Source organism: Acinetobacter sp. VT 511, from assembly GCF_001077515.1.
Lineage (GTDB): Bacteria > Pseudomonadota > Gammaproteobacteria > Pseudomonadales > Moraxellaceae > Acinetobacter > Acinetobacter schindleri.
This window is the reverse complement of record NZ_LFRE01000117.1, coordinates 114949-133127: the sequence shown is the minus strand read 5'-3', so window position 1 is coordinate 133127 and position 18179 is coordinate 114949. Positions and strand designations below refer to the sequence as shown.

At 41.2% G+C, this 18179-nt stretch carries 18 protein-coding genes; 12 read left to right on the top strand and 6 right to left on the bottom strand.

The window, feature by feature from the left end; genetic code table 11:
• Positions 1-36 precede the first annotated feature (36 nt).
• From ACS72_RS16685 to ACS72_RS16655, 7 genes are all read left to right on the top strand, one after another.
• The gene (locus tag ACS72_RS16685) at positions 37-1044 is read left to right on the top strand and encodes an SDR family NAD(P)-dependent oxidoreductase (RefSeq protein ID WP_048882793.1); all 1008 of its coding nucleotides are present in this window, start codon (positions 37-39) and stop codon (positions 1042-1044) included.
• Between the two features lie 108 nt (positions 1045-1152).
• The gene (gene fumC / locus ACS72_RS16680) at positions 1153-2547 is read left to right on the top strand and encodes a class II fumarate hydratase (RefSeq protein ID WP_048882792.1); all 1395 of its coding nucleotides are present in this window, start codon (positions 1153-1155) and stop codon (positions 2545-2547) included.
• A gap of 126 nt (positions 2548-2673) precedes the next feature.
• Positions 2674-3165, top strand: a complete 492-nt coding sequence (locus ACS72_RS16675; RefSeq protein ID WP_048882791.1) for a hypothetical protein — start codon at positions 2674-2676, stop codon at positions 3163-3165.
• A 418-nt stretch (positions 3166-3583) separates the two neighbouring features.
• Positions 3584-4186, top strand: a complete 603-nt coding sequence (locus ACS72_RS16670; protein ID WP_048882790.1) for a nitroreductase family protein — start codon at positions 3584-3586, stop codon at positions 4184-4186.
• A gap of 126 nt (positions 4187-4312) precedes the next feature.
• Positions 4313-4681 carry a hypothetical protein gene (locus ACS72_RS16665; protein WP_048882789.1) on the top strand — a complete coding sequence of 123 codons (369 nt, stop codon included), beginning with the start codon at positions 4313-4315 and terminating at the stop codon, positions 4679-4681.
• On the top strand, positions 4678-5091 hold the full coding sequence (locus tag ACS72_RS16660) for a hypothetical protein (RefSeq protein ID WP_048882788.1): 414 nt from the start codon (positions 4678-4680) through the stop codon (positions 5089-5091). Before ACS72_RS16665 ends, ACS72_RS16660 begins: the two co-directional genes overlap by 4 nt.
• 532 nt (positions 5092-5623) lie before the next feature.
• Positions 5624-6394 carry an alpha/beta fold hydrolase gene (locus ACS72_RS16655; RefSeq protein WP_048882787.1) on the top strand — a complete coding sequence of 257 codons (771 nt, stop codon included), beginning with the start codon at positions 5624-5626 and terminating at the stop codon, positions 6392-6394.
• 20 nt (positions 6395-6414) lie between these two features.
• On the opposite strand, the gene ACS72_RS16650 is transcribed toward ACS72_RS16655, so the two are convergent.
• The 6 genes from ACS72_RS16650 to tssH are packed head-to-tail and all read right to left on the bottom strand — an operon-like array spanning position 6415 to position 14043.
• The gene (locus ACS72_RS16650; RefSeq protein WP_008304806.1) at positions 6415-7374 is read right to left on the bottom strand and encodes a M15 family metallopeptidase; all 960 of its coding nucleotides are present in this window, start codon (positions 7372-7374) and stop codon (positions 6415-6417) included.
• A 3-nt stretch (positions 7375-7377) separates the two neighbouring features.
• Positions 7378-8025 (bottom strand): hypothetical protein, encoded by a 648-nt coding sequence (locus ACS72_RS16645; protein WP_004809242.1) that lies wholly within the window; start codon positions 8023-8025, stop codon positions 7378-7380.
• Positions 8026-8037: 12 nt separating this feature from the next.
• Complete coding sequence (icmH, locus tag ACS72_RS16640) at positions 8038-8847, bottom strand: type IVB secretion system protein IcmH/DotU (RefSeq protein ID WP_008304809.1); 810 nt, start codon at positions 8845-8847, stop codon at positions 8038-8040.
• A gap of 5 nt (positions 8848-8852) precedes the next feature.
• Positions 8853-10217: a type VI secretion system baseplate subunit TssK gene (tssK, locus tag ACS72_RS16635; RefSeq protein WP_008304811.1), complete on the bottom strand. Its 1365-nt coding sequence runs from the start codon at positions 10215-10217 to the stop codon at positions 8853-8855.
• A 6-nt stretch (positions 10218-10223) separates the two neighbouring features.
• Positions 10224-11330 carry a type VI secretion system protein TssA gene (tssA, locus tag ACS72_RS16630; RefSeq protein ID WP_008304814.1) on the bottom strand — a complete coding sequence of 369 codons (1107 nt, stop codon included), beginning with the start codon at positions 11328-11330 and terminating at the stop codon, positions 10224-10226.
• 46 nt (positions 11331-11376) lie between these two features.
• Positions 11377-14043 (bottom strand): type VI secretion system ATPase TssH, encoded by a 2667-nt coding sequence (tssH, locus tag ACS72_RS16625; RefSeq protein WP_048882786.1) that lies wholly within the window; start codon positions 14041-14043, stop codon positions 11377-11379.
• 355 nt (positions 14044-14398) lie between these two features.
• Between tssH and ACS72_RS16620 the strand changes: the two genes are divergently transcribed.
• The 5 genes from ACS72_RS16620 (at position 14399) to tssE (ending at position 18174) form a co-directional block, all read left to right on the top strand.
• Positions 14399-15064 (top strand): hypothetical protein, encoded by a 666-nt coding sequence (locus ACS72_RS16620; protein ID WP_228156229.1) that lies wholly within the window; start codon positions 14399-14401, stop codon positions 15062-15064.
• Between the two features lie 28 nt (positions 15065-15092).
• Positions 15093-15596 carry a type VI secretion system contractile sheath small subunit gene (gene tssB, locus ACS72_RS16615; protein WP_005222025.1) on the top strand — a complete coding sequence of 168 codons (504 nt, stop codon included), beginning with the start codon at positions 15093-15095 and terminating at the stop codon, positions 15594-15596.
• Complete coding sequence (gene tssC / locus ACS72_RS16610) at positions 15589-17070, top strand: type VI secretion system contractile sheath large subunit (protein WP_048882784.1); 1482 nt, start codon at positions 15589-15591, stop codon at positions 17068-17070. Before tssB ends, tssC begins: the two co-directional genes overlap by 8 nt.
• A 48-nt stretch (positions 17071-17118) precedes the next feature.
• Entirely contained in the window at positions 17119-17622 is a 504-nt protein-coding gene (locus ACS72_RS16605) for a type VI secretion system tube protein Hcp (RefSeq protein ID WP_048882783.1), read from the top strand.
• Between the two features lie 75 nt (positions 17623-17697).
• Complete coding sequence (tssE, locus tag ACS72_RS16600; RefSeq protein ID WP_048882782.1) at positions 17698-18174, top strand: type VI secretion system baseplate subunit TssE; 477 nt, start codon at positions 17698-17700, stop codon at positions 18172-18174.
• Positions 18175-18179 lie beyond the last annotated feature (5 nt).

Here is an 18179-nt window from a genome sequence, read left to right as displayed (position 1 = left end):
GTTGATCTGGGCTACATAATAAAAAGGTAGTATACAATGATTTTAGTGACCGGTGGTTTAGGCTTTATAGGCTCTCATATTGCTTTAAGTCTGCTCGCACAAGGGCAACAGGTCATTGTGGTCGATAATCTGGCCAATGCCAGCCTGCAGACGCTAGAGCGTCTTGAATTCATTTCCGGCATGTATGTGCCTTTTGTTAAAATTGATATCCGCAATACGCCTGCTTTAAACAAAGTCTTTGAACAGAATTCCATTGACGCCGTGGTACATACTGCAAGCTTTAAATCATTAGAAGAATCGGTACTAAAACCGCTGGAATATTACAATGATAATGTCAGTTGTATTATGAGTCTCTTACGTGCCATGCAACGGACGGGTGTTCGTAATCTTGTGCATTTGTCCAGCCTTGCTGTTTATGGGCAATCCAGTCCTGATCTGACTGAAGAAACACCATTTAATTTCAGTTATCCAAACCCTTATATCAAGTCTCAACAGATGGTAGAAGAAATTATCCGTGATACTGCACGTACTGATAATGAATGGAAAATTGCGATCCTCAGACTATGCAATATTTCGGGTGCCTTTGAACATGGGGTACTGGGTGAAGTGGTACCGCCGCTACCAAAAAATATCGTGCCTTTAGCCATGCAGGTTGGGGCCTTACAGCGGGAAAGTATTGAATTGCGAAAACAGGCCAATACTGAAGATAAAACTGTAGAACGCAGTTTTTTGCATGTATTAGATTGTTGTGATGCAGTCATTAAGAGTCTGCAATGGCTCAGTACACAAAGTTTTGCCTGTGAAGCCTTTGATATAGCGGGCGAATTGATTTCGATTCAGAAATTGCTCGATGAAATTGGAGAAGTGACGCAAATCAATATCAAGACGGAAGAGGCGCTATATTACACTAATCCGGAACTAGATCAGGTTGGTTCTAAGGCGGAAAAGGCCAGGAAGAATTTAAACTGGCAGCCTCAGCGTTCGATTCGGCAAATGCTTGAAGACGAGTGGCGTTTTTATCAGAACACGTTACGTGGGCAATAATACCGATTAACGCTATCCCAATTATTGATAATAATTATCATTTACATGCTGTTCTATTTTGCCTAAGATGGAACAAGGAAATACTAAAACTTTATAAAGAGGTTAAATATGCAAACACGTATTGAACATGACACCATGGGCGAAGTTGCTGTACCCAGTGAAGCACTGTGGGGAGCACAAACTCAGCGTAGTTTGCAGAACTTTAAAATTGGTAATGAACGTCTGCCACGGCCTATGATTCGTGCCATGGGTCTGGTTAAAAAGGCGGCAGCCTTGACGAATGCCGAATTAAATCAGATTCCGCATGAACTTTCAGGTTATATTGTTTCAGCAGCAGAAGAAGTGATTGCAGGGCAATGGGATAGTCAATTCCCGTTAGTGGTGTGGCAGACAGGTTCTGGTACGCAGAGCAATATGAACTGTAATGAAGTGATTGCCAATATCGCTAACCAGAATCTGGGAAATCCTTTAGGTTCTCAAAAACCGGTTCATCCGAATGATCATGTTAATCGTGCTCAATCAACGAATGACTCTTTCCCAACAGCAATTCATGTCGCTGCAAGTCTGCAAATCAATGAATTACTGATTCCAGCAGTAAAAAAACTGCGTGATACCTTGCATGCCAAATCTCAGGAATTCTCAGACATCGTCAAAATTGGCCGTACTCACTTACAGGATGCTACGCCGTTGACACTGGGTCAGGAATTTAGTGGGTATGTGTCTCAGCTAGATCACGGTTTATTGCGTCTGGAACAGGCACTGCATGGTTTATATGAATTGCCTTTAGGGGGGACAGCAGTAGGTACAGGCTTGAATGCCCATCCTGACTATGCAGTAAAAGCAGCACAAACTCTGGCAAAACTGACTGGACTACCATTTGTCACTGCACCAAACAAATTTGAAGCTTTGGCAGGTCGTGATGCGGCAGTCTTTGCTTCCGGTGCATTAAAAACTTTAGCGGCGAGTCTGAATAAAATCGCTAATGACATTCGCTGGTTGGCCAGTGGGCCACGTTGCGGCTTTGGGGAACTCCGTATTCCTGAAAATGAACCCGGCTCAAGCATCATGCCGGGTAAGGTCAATCCGACTCAAAGCGAAGCGATGACCATGGTTGTGGCGCAAGTGCTTGGAAATGACACCACCATTAATGTGGCAGGTGCATCTGGAAATTTCGAGCTGAATGTATTTATGCCTGTAATCGCGTATAACTTGTTGCAATCCATTCAGCTGCTCGGTGATGCCTGTAATAGTTTCAATGATCACTGCGCCGTTGGTATTGAGCCGAACCGTGACAAGATTGAGCACTTCTTACATGATTCATTAATGCTGGTTACTGCATTGAACCCGGTGATTGGTTATGAGAATGCAGCCAAAGTTGCCAAGACTGCTTATAAAGAAGGTAAAACTCTAAAACAAGTTGCGGTAGAACTTGATTTAGTCACAGCTGAACAGTTTGATGAAGTCGTCCGTCCTGAGAAAATGGTTTCAGCGAATGCGAAATAAAGCTTGTAACGCTTTTATTTTCAATCTTTAAGCCTGTTTTATCATGGAATAGTCAGCAGTGGTTTTTATCTCAGGCAGAGTTGCGTACAATAGCATTAGATGAGATTAACCACTGATGATTGTTTTATGCTTGATATTTATTTAACAGATGTTCAAAGAAAGGTGCAATTCAAGGATTATCCAGGTGAGCATCCTGTTAAATTTATTCTGAATTTTAAAAAGATTTTTCCAAGTATCATGGAACTTCTTTTACCTGTACTTCCTGATAATGAAAATCTGGATGAAATGTCATGGGAATCAACGACCAATGATTTTGAAACTTTCCAGATGTTTTTAGCTAGTTGGGGGATTATTGAACTGCGTTTAAATGCGATTACTCAGTTCAAAGATAAAGCCTTTGCAGATCAGCTTGTTAAACAAGCACAGCAGAAGCGTAAGGAATATCAAAAAAAGCATATGAAGCTCACGACTGTAGAGCTGGATTATCTATTTATGCATGATATCCATGCTCTGATTGATGCTGAGCTGGTTGATCTGGGTGAGAAGTTTTATCTGCCAGTACTACGTGAACTGTGGAAAAATAAAGTCTCTGCTCAAGTGCTTAACGCCAAATTCTAAGTAAATTTAAACTGATTAATTTAATATCATCCTCCATATTTGGGGGATGAATTTTAATAGTTTCCAAAAAACTATTTAATTAGTTCAATTCTCATAAATAGCCTAAGCAAATCTTTCTATTTTTCATTCAAAAAAATTCTGCTGCATCATTGAACATGATGACTTATTTTAAAACAGAAATTGGTTCATCAAAGGGCATTTATTTTATCTTTTGATAAAAAATAAATTAATAAGCCATTCTTTATCATGAGAATATATAAAGATATTACTTTAATAATATAGCTATTCTAAGCATATTTTCTTAAGCTATAAGTACTAATGAGTAAATGAATCATAGAATTCTCATTTATTAGATTTCCTTCATGAAAATAAGTGAAGGTTCCAGTTTTTCCGAAGATATATCAAAGGATTTTCAATAATGTCGAATCAGTTTTTAGATTTAATTACAAAACGCCGTACGATCTACGCGATTGGTAAGAATGTCACTCAATCTCCTGAATTCTTAACTGATTTGATTCAAAACGCTATTAAACAAAGCCCCTCATCATTTAACTCACAATCTTCTCGTGCCGTGATCCTGTTTAATAGTGAACATGAGAAATTCTGGGCCTTTGTCGCAGATAAATTAAAAAGCTATGCCAAAGATGAAGAAAGTGCTGCAAAAACCGCAGCGAAAATGGGGACTTTTGCTGCAGGCTTAGGTACGGTTTTATTCTTTGAAGACCTAGATGTCGTGAAAGGCCTACAAGATCAGTTCCCATCTTATGCAGATAACTTCCCAATCTGGGCAGAGCATTCTACTGCGATCGCGCAATTTGCGACCTGGACAGCACTGCATACTGAAGGCTTGGGTGCATCTCTACAGCATTACAACCCGATCGTAGATGAAAAAGTTCATGCAGAGTGGAACGTTCCAGCAAACTGGCAACTGAGAGCACAGCTGGTGTTTGGTTCAGTTGAAGGTGAAGCACGCGCCAAAGACTTTATGCCGGATCAAGACCGTTTCAAAGTATTCCAATAATTTGAAAAACCGGCATCTGTCTAAATTCTTATAGATAGATGCCATGCAATAGGCGATAAAAGCATATTCCGAATCATAAAAATTAGGCTACACTTAGGGCGCATTAAATCTAAGAGAAATGGCGCTATGTCAAAGAACACCCAAAAACTTTCACCGCTTCAAGAGCTTATTGCTGAACAGAAATTGTTATGCGAAGAAGTCGGTTCTGCCTATGTAGAGGTGAGTGGGGATGACGTTATTGCCGTGGCAGTCCATACCCTGAATCAGGACCCCATTGTTGGTATTCGCAAGGCAGTAGATACAGCAACAAAAGTGAGCTGGTATATCTATGGTGGTGAACAAGTATCCAGCGATGCTGACTTTGAAATTATGACTGTACGTGAATTACAGGATATTGCCTCAGAAGTTCTTCCTTATCTGGCCCTGGATCAAGGCTTTCGTTTCATGATTGATGCTGATGATTATGAAGATGTATGGAAAGAAGGTCAGGAATGAACCGCTTAGCTTTTGCTATCTTGCTGGGACTCAACGGTGTACTCATCACGAATTACGCCGTAGCCGAGACGATGACCCAGGAGCAATTTGATCAGTATATTGCTGAGCAAACGCGTGTGGTCAATGAAAGCAAAGCCATTCTGGATGAACCGCATACAGCGTTAGACAGACCAAACATCAGCACTGAACGTCAGGTATTATGTGATCGCATTCAGGCTTATCAGAATATTTTGAAAGCTTCTCAGGAAAATAGTCAGTTGAATATGGCTTCCATGATGGCGATGGTGGCGCAAAATTATCTGGATCGTCAAAACCAGAGCATGAATAACTCTGGCATGACTACAGGTGTTTTTTGTAAGAGCAGGGCAGAGCAATCTGCTAAAGAAGATAAATCAAAGCCTTTGATTTAGGTTAATTTTCTGATATTTAATTTATTAAAACTACATAAAAATAAGATTAATGCGAATTTTCCCGGGGGAAATACCAATAAAAATGAATTATTAGTTAAAATTATTAAATATTAAAAATCGGTGGAAGAGATCGCCTTAACCTTCTCAATCTTTATCATTAAAAAAAATAGCCTAAGCAATTTTATCTGGTAAATATAATCATAAAAGGGAAGAGATAGTTTTAAATCCATTGATGTCTTACTGAAAAATTAAGACTATATTTCCAAAATTAGCCTTCAATCATATCCATTTATAGCTCGTACTCATTCAGCTTAATTTATTAAGCCTATTTCCTGATGATTTATCCAAAGCTTGAGGCTTCAAACAGCAACTTCAGCACACTTTAAAAATACATTTGACAAATAGCCTAAGCAAAACTTTATATCTAATAAATAGCCTAAGCAAAGTTTATAATTTTAAGAATTGGCAATTGATTAATTTCCAATAAAATTCCAATATCAACAACTAAACTATGAAATCACGGAATTCTCAAATGATCCTCAACTACCAAATCACCACTCATGATGACTCAATACTTGTACCAATGGTCTTCATTCATGGTTTATTCGGCAGCTTGAGTAATTTAGGAATGCTGGCGCGACATTTTGCAAGTCAACGTACAGTCATTCAGTTAGATTTACGCAATCACGGTTTATCGGGACATACGGATCAACATGATTACCATTTCATGTCAGAAGATATACTTGAAACCCTGGATAGTCTCAACATCACAAAATTTGTTGTGGTGGGGCATTCTATGGGCGGAAAAGTTGCCATGAAGCTGGCCGATATTGCACGTGATCGGGTAGAGCAGCTTGTAGTTCTTGATATAACTCCAATTCAATATCATGAAAATCATCATGCAAAAATTTTTGAAGCTTTATTTGCTGTAGCGCGTGCCAATGTGAGTTCACGCTTGGATGCGACAAAAATCATGCGTGAATATTTACAAGAAGAAATGGTGATTCAGTTCCTGCTGAAATCCTTTAATAAAGGCAAGTGGCTGTTTAATGTGCAGGCGCTATATAAGCATTATCAAGATATTCTATATTGGGAAGATCTGACACCAGTTGATATACCAGCACTTTTCTTAAGAGGCGGCAACTCATTTTATATTTCCAAACCAGAGCAATTCGCTGCGATTGAACGTCAATTTACTCATGCCAATGTTGAACTCATTGAAGGTGCAGGTCATTGGCTGCATGGTGAAAAGCCTGCGCAGGTGCTGGAACACATGCAAGCCTTTCTGGATGCACAACAATAAAATCTGTTAGAACTTGAAGGTCAGTATGCAGCCGCCTGTAGCTGACCTTCATTAATCAGCTGGGCCGCCATTTCAGCCGTTTTTTTCAGACCCGGCATACGATATTCAGTATGACCATAATCTTTGATTGATTTCCAGCGACCGCCCCAAGTGAGTCCGACGGATTCGGCCACTTGGCCATAGAGTTCATAACCACGCATCGCCCATGGATCTCGCTCGCTGATCACGACTTTGCCATTCCGTTTAAAGGCAATATCCGCGGCCAGACCAAACTGATGATAACTTTGATAGCCTTTGGCGCGTGTGGTATTTGGATTTGCAGAAAGTGAATTTTGGCGTTCTGGACTACGATAACCTTCTAATAAAACCAGTTCATAGCCATGCTGTTCACGCATAATTTTAAATACCATCAACAAACGCTGTTTATAACGTGGATTAATTTTGTCCCATTTCCGGTTGGCTGTATTGAGATCGTTATGATGATGACTGTTTGGCAGATGTACATTTCCAGCAGGATTGGGTGAAGGAGTAATCACTTGCGCAGAAACGACGTTGGCATAGTAATTTGCTTCTTCCTGCAAGGCTGTTTCAATCAGATGTTCATCTACTTCCGGAGGAGGTGCTAACACCTGACCATCCAGTAAGCTATAGATTTGCGGATCAACTTCACGTAAATAATTTGCTTCAAAAGTACTGGCAGTAATCGGACGGGTTAAGCTAAAAATGACGATGCTGCTGAATAATGCCAATGCGGCCAGTAAAATCCACCATTGCTGAATATGCCAATGTGACTGGATTTTCGCTGACGAAGCTGCCTGATTAAATTCCCAAGCCAGCTGTTTGACAGCCAAAATACGGTTCTTGCCATAGGGTAAAATTTGCGTGAATAAGCTTATCAAACGGATTCTGAAATCATAAGAAACCAGCACTAACATGCCGAGGCTAAGTAAAATAAAACTGGATAATATGAGGTAGATCATGCTTTAGGACTGTGCGACTTCAGGATTTTCTTTTGGAGTCTTCGCAGGTGACTGTTCCTGAGTAGACGTACTTGCTGTTTTTAGCTCAACAGTTTTTTCTAATTGTTTTGGTTTTGTGGGTTGAGTAACAAGCCTTACATTTACAGGATTTTTTTCAGATTGTTGGATTTCTTTAGATGGTGCAACAGAAGATGGAATAGTTTGTGGTTGGGATTTAAGCGGTTTAATTTTACCATTGGCCTGAGGTAAAGGCTTTTGCTCTTGAATAGCAAATGCAGAGTCAAAAGGTGATCCAGTATTTGCAGGCTCGTTTGCACTTGCTGGCTTTGCTACCTTAAACATGTTGTCAATATTTTGATCAAAACCATCTTCCAGATTTTGGATATTTTCCTGATCCGACGGTGCACCAGCTTTTTGAATAAGCTGCTCACCTGCTACAGTATGGCTTGAATCTGCTCCTTGATCGTTTGCTGCTGTCAACTGTGCAGCAGTGCTTGCTTTATGATTCTGATAATAGTGATAGCCGAGTAAAACTGAGCCTACTGATAACACTCCAAGTATAAATCCGCTCAATAAGTAAAAGTGAGGAGAATAAGACAGAGACTTTACAGACTGTAAAATACGAATATGTTTATTATTTTGATATGCCATAGTCACTAATGTTTATGGTAAATGGATGGTGATATAGGCCTGTTCTACAGGAACACTAATCACATTTTGATATTGGGAAAATGCTGCATTACGGTCTTTGGATAATACATAGTGCAAACCTACAAAGCTTGCTAACGCAAACAGCAACCAGAAAATCAAAATCCATAAAAATGGTAATTCGCGATGAATGATGTGTTTAATCTGATCCGGAATAGCAGCAAAAGGAGAAAAGGCTTTTTTCCCTTTAAGATAATCAATTTGATCACCAACCCGACTAATTAGACTATTCAGCTGGCTCATTGATTCAATCCGGTATTTTCCATGAAAGCCTAACAATAAACAGTAATGATAGACCTCAAGAACGGCGAGGCGTTCTTTATCTTTATTGCGGATTTCTTCCATGTGTTCAAAGAAACGATAACCCGCCAGTTGTGATCCAAATAGACTCAGTTGGAGTGGACTCATCATCCAGAAATTTTGCAGATCAAAAAAATGTGGGGCTTGCTGGGTAACGATGGTCTCATCAAGTAATGCGCAATAGGCATATTTTGCATCATGAATATCTTCAGCAGTAAATTGTAGTTTTCTCGCCTGAGTTTCAAAACGTGACAGCATATCCAGCACTTTCTGGCGGAAGGATTCCAGATCGGCAGGTAAATACTGATTGCGAATCAGAAACACCACATAGAAGCCATCATGTAACAGATCGACCAGACTGGCAGTCGCGGAGTATAGAGGTGTATCTGTATTTGTTCGAGCCTGGAAACCGATGCCAATTTGTCCATCGTCAAATAGTGAAGGGGCATTATTTAGACTATTCATTGTTTTTATCCATTGACTACAGCAATCAGCTCAATTGAAATGTCTTGGAACCCACTCGGGATATAGACACAAATGGTTTCGGACTCAAGCATGCGCTGATACAGTTCATTATTCGGTTCTATCTCAAAATAGCTCACACCAGAACGCACCGGAATCGCGGTCGGCACCTGAATCAGATGCTGAACTGGCACTGCGGGCAAGGCTGCAATCACGCGTTGTTCAACATCAATCGTACTGCCCACTTTAAAGCGGATCGGTACATAAGCAATCAGGTCATGGGTGGGCATGACCCTACTGGATACCGCGAGATACAAACGGGTATCCCGGGAAATTTTGTCTGTTTCAAGGCTGCCCACCCAATAAGATGGCCGGGTTTCTTTAAGGGCAATACTGATATAGCGGTTTGAAATAATCGTATCCAGCAGTTCACGTAAAATGACATCCAGCTGACCAAAACTGTCCTGTAAATGATGGTGCTGATATTGCGGTAACTGGTCGACAGCATACGCGGTTGAAAAGGTCAGCAATGACCCGGTCAGACGTAATAATTCAGAATACAGTCGTTCCGGATGAATACGTGGATATAGCAGAATATGATTTAGGGTAGCATGTGCAGTATTGAGGGCATTCACCAACCAGAAAGACACGATATCACCCGAACGGAATTCAATCAGTTTTTGTTCATTTTCACGGTTGTTGTTCTGAATGGTTTTGATCTTGGCGCGAATAATATTCAAAGTCCGCTTCAGATTATTCAGTAGATTTTCTGAGGCTTCGATATGCAGAATCGGCGGAATAAATTTATGATCCAGCACAAAATGCCCTGAGCTTTGGCGTTTCATTGTTGCAATCGGCATATAAAAATAACCATCGAGGGCCTGTTCAGGCTCCTGGCTGATTTCAAAAATCTTGAATTCTGCACGACGGCGTAACAGGGTAATTTCGGCTGTAGCGGCATTGGTAAACAGATCATGAGTCGAGCTTAAATGGGAATGATAACGGCTGGACTGTGAATTATCTTCATGGTTAAGATTCTGTATACTTGCCTGAACCATCGGTAAAGCAAGATAAACAGCCATTTCTGTACGCAGATTCAGACTGTCAAGTTGCACGGGCTCAGGTAATAGATCCTGTGAAGGTGCACGATAAATTTCCCCATCTTGCCAGACCATTTCAATCCGGCTGAGTGCCATGATATTCATGCTGAACTGGGCCTCATCGAATTCAATCGCTTGAATTCCATAGGCAAAAGGAAAGGTTGCCTGAATCATCTGGTTCAGACGTTGTTCATGATAGGCATCCTGTAACTGAAAATGCTGAGGTCGTAAAAATAAACCTTCACCCCAAAGAACTTTTTCTGCTTTAAACATTCAGTCTTACCACTCACTATTCGAATTATTCATATCGGGTACACCCAGTAACTCTTGCACCTGTTCCAGGGGATTCTCATTTTTAATCACGTGTGCCAGCCATTCGTGTAACGGCATCTGGCTCCAGCGAATGGTTTTTTGCAGCATATAACTCACCGGGCTATGCGGTTCATGTATCTGGAAATAATCAGCAATTTCATTTAAGACTTTCAGCGCCTGTTCCCGGTTGGCCAGATGATTTTGTGGCTGTAATCTGAATTGAGTCTGCGCAACAGCAGAGACTTTATCCGTATAACCTAGCTGAATTGCTGATTCTTTCGGCTGTAATAAGTTTTCATTATTTTGATGTGCGATCTGTTCCACTTTATACAGGCGTTTAATCTGGGCAATAATGGAATCAACCTGTTCATCTATTACAGAAAAACTCGGTGCATCCAGACCTAGTAAATCATCTAGGGTTATTTTGAGTTGCTGCCAGTGCTTTTGAATATCCAAAACCTGCTGATAATTCTGTAACTGTACCGAGCGGGAAGTTGCCTGAAGTAATTGCTCGAAATTCTGCAGCTCATCATTGCCAGTTAGAGATTCATAATCTTCATCCTGCTGGTTATGGCGTAACCGGACATTTTGTTGATGTAAAAATGCCTCATAATTTCCCAAATGATAAAACGGTGCCTGACTGACCAGGGGAACCTGTTTCATCAATGCCGGAATCTGGCTGATTAAGCCTTGCAGTAAACCCAGGCGCTGATCTAAATCATCTTCCTCAATTAAAGGATGTAAATCCGGCCAATATTTCTGAATACTGCGATGGCTCAGTTCCAGGCCGCGGGAAATTCCTTCAAATCCGTGAGTTCTTGCCCAGGCTTCAGCTAACCAGGTGTAAAGTCGCAGATCTTTGGTTTTTTCACTTAAGAGCTCAACCGATTTATTCAGTACAAAATGCCAGTCTGCCTGACGTGGCTCAGAGATCCAGTCACCTTGATCCAGCAAAGGATCATCTTGAATTCTAGCCTTTTTAATGGCATGAAAGTCATTTGAAAATGAGCAGTCCTCACCACATGGCTGATGATCAGAGATGGGGGCAAGCAGTTGTTCAATATCTAGGGTCATTCTTCACCTGAAACTTATTCTTTTTCTTTAATTTTTAAATCTGGCTTTATACAGCATCCGTTTTCTTTTTTCGGGTGCGTTTGGTTTTCGCTTTGGGTTGCTGTTGATCTAAAAGATAAGTAATCTCATCATTTTCAACCTTAATCTGAATTTTCTCAGGCACTTTTTCTTCACTGAGTGCCATTAAAATTTCGGTGGCTAAAGCAGGCAATACACTGGCATTCAGAATATGGTCAACATTACGTGCACCGCTATCTACTTCTGTACAACGGCTTAAAATGAGTTCTAAGAGGTCATCGCTGTAGGTAACTTCAGTTTGATATTGGGTTTGTATTCGCTGAATAATTTTACCGAGTTTATGTTCAATAATTTTGAGTAGCAGATCATCATGCAACGGGAAGTACGGTACGATCTGCATACGTCCCAAGAACGCCGGTTTAAACTGCCGATATAAACTAGGTTTAAGCTGTTCAATCAGCTGATTTGCACTTGGCCAGTGTTCAGGTGGATGATTCAGACAGGCCTGCATGATGGCAGAGGATCCGACATTAGACGTCAGCAAAATCGTGGTATTTTTAAAATCAATCAGCCGTCCTTCACCATCTTCCAGCATACCTTTGTCAAAGACCTGATAAAACAGTTCCTGCACATCACGATGCGCTTTTTCAATTTCATCCAGCAACACCACGCTATATGGATTGCGGCGAACAGCTTCAGTCAGCACGCCCCCTTGACCATAACCGACATAACCTGGAGGCGCGCCTTTTAAGGAAGAAACCGTATGGGCTTCCTGATACTCCGACATATTGATAGTAATCAGATGCGATTCACCACCATACAGTTCATTTGCCAGGGCCAGGGCTGTTTCAGTTTTACCGACACCACTTGGACCCACTAGCAGGAACACGCCTTGGGGTTTATTCGGATCTTCCAGTTTAGCTTTAGAGGTTTTAATACCTTGCACCAGTTGCTGCAGGGCATAATCTTGCCCCATTACACGCTGTGCCAGACGGTTTTCTAGCTCTAATACCTGCCTGATTTCATCATTGACCATTCTACCCACTGGAATACCCGTCCAATCCGAAATGATGTCATGAATGATGCTGGCATTGACGCGTTCAAAGACCAGTGGATTTTTTTGCTGTACTTCAGCCAGTTCTGCACGTAATACCGCAATTTTTTGACTAGACTTTTCGTCCTGATCTTTAGCCTGAAACTCCCGGATCTGCTGAACAATGTGCAATTCATGTTGCCATTGATGTTCCAGGCATTGGATACTTTGCTTAATCGCTGCAGTTTTTACTGAAAGCTCGTTGAGTCTTGTATGGTGAATAGGCAGATTCTGGTTTTCCTGAGTAAGTAACTTGTGTTCCAGTTCCAGATTGTGCAATTGTGCTTGCAGTTGATCGAGTTGTGCCGGTTGAGCATTCTGAGTCAGTGCAACGCGTGCGGCGGCAGTGTCCAGGACACTAATTGCTTTATCGGGTAATTGACGTCCACTGATATAACGATGCGACGCATGTACCGCAGCAATAATCGCTTCATCATCAATCTGCAAATTAAAATGCTGAGCCATTACTGGAATCATGCCGCGGAGCATATCAATCGCGACTGCTTCTGTTGGTTCCTCAACTTTGACGACCTGAAAACGGCGGCTGAGTGCTGCATCTTTTTCAAAATACTGTTTGTATTCCGCCCACGTGGTTGCGGCAATAGTACGTAATTCACCTCTTGCAAGTGCCGGTTTGAGTAAATTTGCAGCATCATTCTGACCGGCCTGGCCACCCGCACCAATCAGGGTATGCGCTTCATCAATAAACAGGATAATTGGATAGGCAGCACTTTGCACTTCCTGAATTACTTGTTTCAGTCGGTTCTCAAATTCACCTTTGACACTGGCACCTGCCTGTAACAGCCCCATGTCCAGCACATGTAATTGCACATTTTTCAGGGCATCAGGAACCTGTTGCTGGGCAATTTTGAGAGCCAATCCTTCCACTACAGCCGTCTTGCCGACTCCCGGCTCACCTGTCAAAATCGGATTGTTCTGACGACGGCGCATCAAAATATCCAGCATCAAACGAATTTCAAATTCACGCCCAATCACTGGATCAATTTTTCCTTGAATAGCTTTCTGGGTCAGATTAATCGTGTACTGATCCAATGCAGGAGTTTTTTTTGCAGTCGTTTCAGCATTTCGATGAGCTACTGGCTGAGACGTTATTAATTGAGCTGACACATTTTCAATACTTTCCTGGCACAAATCCAGGAACTGATGCTTCATTGTATCAATCGGTATCAGCTCAAAAATTGAGGATGAACGCATCGCAATTTGATACAGATCGGAAGCTGTTAGTAAAGCTACAAGTAGGTGACCACTACGAATGATGGGTTCTTTTTCAGCGGAGGCTAGTAGCCAAGCCTGCTCAAGTAAGCGGATAATTGAGGTGGCAAAAATAGGGGTGCGCGAATTACCTTTGTTAAGCTGAAATAAACTTTCATTTAGATCATCTAGCAGAGCTTCCTTAGAAAGTTTGTAGTTTTTAAGCAGTAACTGGACATCATTTAACTGGTTATGTGAGAGTAATTCGAGAAAAAAATGTTCAATTTCTATTTCATAATTTTGCTGATTGATACAAGTGTTGGCAGATTTCTCAAGACATAAACGTGCATGATCAGATAATTTAGTAATTAAAATTTTTAGATTATTCATGTATTTCTCATTATTTATTCTTACAAGGCACAATCTTTTTAAGGTTAGAAAGATAGGATTGTGCTGTTCTTGTTATTTATTTGCATGACTGCAATTGAACCAGTTCTTCTGATCAATTTTTACCCTAATGTTTATATGTTTTTTAAAAGAATAAAAGTCATATAATCTTTAACATTTTTCTAGAGACTGTTAAAAAATATTTTACAAAAGTCAATTTTTGTTGTTGACTTAGTGTGATCATTTTTTGTTAAATTCGCAAGATGATTTTTAAATAATAAATACAGAAAAGTCATTTCAAGTAAAAAAATCGAATGACCAGAAAAAGAAAAGTTTGAGGCTAATTTTGAAAAAAAATATGAGTTCCATACTCGTGCTGATGCTGGCTGTCTGCACGATGAGTCTGATGCAGACGCATGCTGCACCTTTAAAAAAATCATGTCTTAAAGTGCATCCACTGGCCGAAGGAGATACTGACCCAGAAATCCTGCAACAGTATGAACAGCTTTGTGCCAAAGCCGCTCGGAAAGATCTTAATTTACAGCGTAAAATCAAAGCCGATATTGCTCAACTTTATCTGGATCGTGGTCTGCATCTGAAAGCACTTCAAGCAGTAGATCAATTAAGTCGTGAAAATTACATAACACGTCAACTAACAGATATTAGTTTCCTTGCTGGTGTCGCGATTTCTAATCATGCACTGAACTATATGCGCACGACAGAAATCCGTCCGCTGAATGAACAAACCTACGCCATTACCAAAGTTTTTAATGACAATGTACGTTTATCCCAACCCGTTACGGTTATGCCCCTAAGGGCAGAGAAGGATTCAGGCAACAAGAAAAAAACGGTGACCACAGCAAGTAAAAAAACCAGCTCGGCTAAAACACGTATAAGTGCTCCTGTACGGAGTAAAGCAAAAGAAATATCTAACAGTAATGTTATCGCCAAAAAAACAGAGCCGGTCGTCCTCCCAAATGTCCAGTCTAGCTCCAATCCATTTGGTGCACTTCGAAATAACTAATAAAGAATAATTCATAGGAATCAGCAATATGGCCAAGCGTGAAAGTGTACAGAAGAAATTACAGCGGATTCGTCCACCGCGTGTGCAATTGACTTACGATGTGGAAGTTGGGGATGCCCGCGAAGTCAAGGAGTTGCCCTTTGTAGTCGGCGTGCTGGGAGATTTTTCAGCAGCATCTGAACTGGAAAAAACTAAGCTAAAAGACAAAAAGTTTATCAATGTAGATTTAGACAATATTGATGAAGTGATGGAGTCATTGGCACCACGGGCCAATTTTCAGGTTGAAAATACCCTGACCGAAGAGGGCGGCAAGATGTCTGTGGACCTGACCTTTAATTCCATGGATAACTTTAAGCCAGAACAGATTGTACAGCAGGTTGATCCATTGCGACGACTGGTTGAAGCACGTGAACGTTTAACAGATTTACGTAATAAAATTTCCAATAATGAACGTCTGGAAGATCTCCTGGATGAAGTACTAAAAAGTACTGATCAGATCCGCAAGATGAGTGTGGAGGCAGAGCATGAGTAATTTAAATGCAGCAACTGCTGAACACCTGAATGTTGAAGAATACTCATTACTTGACTCTATCGTCGAGCGTAGCCGTATCGCGCGTACGGATGAAGAGCATGACCGTGCCAAAAGCCTGATTGGTGAACTGGCACGTGAAGTCATGGCGGGTACAATTACTGTATCCGACAACATGACCCTTGCACTGGATAAACGTATTGCTGAAATCGATACCTTGATTTCAACCCAGTTGAGCAAGATCATGCATCATGAAGCATTCCAGAAAATTGAATCAACCTGGCGTGGCTTATATTATTTCTGTCAGGAAACCCCATCCAATTCTCTAATAAAAATCCGGATGTTGAACACCACTAAAAAGGAATTGATCAAGGATTTCCAAAGTGCCACTGATTTTGATCAAAGCACTTTATTCAAGAAAATCTATGAAGAAGAATATGGCTCTTTCGGTGGAGCACCTTATGCCACCTTGATTGGTGATTTCGAGTTTGATCGCACACCATCCGACATGTATTTGCTGGAACAGATTTCACATGTGGCAGCAGCAGCGCATGCACCATTTATTTCTGCAGCCAGCCCAAGCATGTTTGGGCTGGAATCATTTACCGATATCGATCGTCCACGTGATGTGTCCAAGATTTTTGAAACTGCTGAATATGTACAGTGGCGTTCATTCCGTGAAAGTGATGATGCACGCTATGTTGCATTGACCATGCCACGTGTATTAGGACGTCTGCCATATCATCCGAAAGAAGGAACAGCGACCGAAGGTTTTAACTATGTAGAAGAAGTATCGGGTGAAGATCATCACGAATATCTGTGGATGAATGCAGCTTATGCTTTTGCTACCCGCTTAACCAATGCTTTTGATATGCATGGCTGGTGTGCTGCGATTCGTGGTGTCGAAGGCGGCGGCCTGGTTGAAGGACTTCCTGTACATACCTTTAAAACGCATGACGGTGACGTGGTATTCAAATGTCCAACCGAAATTGCGATTACGGACCGACGCGAGAAAGAACTGAGTGATCTTGGTTTTATACCACTAGTGCATTGCAAAAATACCGATTATGCCGCGTTTTTTGGTGCTCAATCGACTCAGAAGCCGAAAAAATATGACAATGATGCCGCGAATGCCAATTCTGCTTTATCGATCCAGATTCAGTACATCATGGCAGTTTCACGTATCGCACATTATTTAAAAGCGATGATGCGTGACAAGGTGGGAAGTTTTGCTTCTGCAGGCAATGTTGAAGCCTTCCTGAATGACTGGTTATCTCAATATGTATTACTGGATGACGGCGCCTCTCAGGAATCAAAGGCGCAATATCCTTTGCGTGAAGCGTCAATCAAGGTTGTAGAAAATCCAGCTGAACCTGGTCACTACAAATCAGTGGTCTTCTTACGACCACATTTTCAGCTTGATGAGTTATCAGTATCCCTGCGACTTGTCACTGAACTGCCGCAATCGAGCAATTAGGTCGGTTGCATTTTCTATTATTGATTATAAAACAGGATAAAAATAACAATGAAAGACATATACGTCCAATTTCGCGGCAAATATAAAGTCGATGGTGAATCACGCGATTCTGAACATAAAAGTTGGCTTGAAGTAAATTCCTGGTCACACAATATTCGCCAGCCAAAATCTGCGACGTCTTCAAGTGTGGGTGGTCATACCGCTGAGCGTGTAGAACATTCTGACATGATTTTTGTCAAAGATCTGGATGCTACCAGCCCGAAACTTTGGGAAGCATGTTCTGCCGGTTATACTTTTGATGAAGTTCAGATTGACTTCTACCGTGCCAACGGCGACAAGCGTATCAAGTACTTACAGATTAAACTGAAACATGTTCTGGTTTCTCAAGTCATGCCAAGCGTGAATGAAGAAGGTGTACCGACTGAAGCGTTCGGTCTGAAATATGCTGCGGTTGAGTGGACTTATAACCAGCAGGATATCAACGGTACACAGAAAGGTGCCGTAACCAAAAAATGGTCATTATCCAATAATACGGCATCTTACGCTGCTTAATGCTTCTGAATTTAGAGGCTTGCATCTGCAGGCCTCTATCTGAATGAATAAATATCAAATGGATGATGGAAACACATGAATCTGGATCAGCTTTATTCTTATGGATTCCGTTCGACCTTGTTTGATCGACTACTGCTACAGGATGAAACTCGTACACAGGGTATGTCGATTCAACAGTTGCGTGAAGCCGTTGCGGCAGATCTGGAAGATCTGTTGAACAGCCGTATGGCCACGCTCAACCATGTAATTGATGATTATATGCTGGTCAAAAATTCCATTCTGCAATTTGGAATTATTGATTTTGTGGGCTTATCGACTGCAAATCCGATGGATCGTGACAAGATTTGTCGCTCGATTGAAGCTTCTATTTCAGCACATGAACCACGGCTTAAGCATGTCTGGGTGGAAATGCTGCTAGATGAAAACAATATGGGTAGCCTGTGCTTAAGTATTCAGGCCTATTTAAATATCCATCCTTTATACGAGCCTGTAGTTTTTGATGCTTTATTAAAACCGACCACACAACAATATGTTATTTTGCCAAGATCATAATAAGA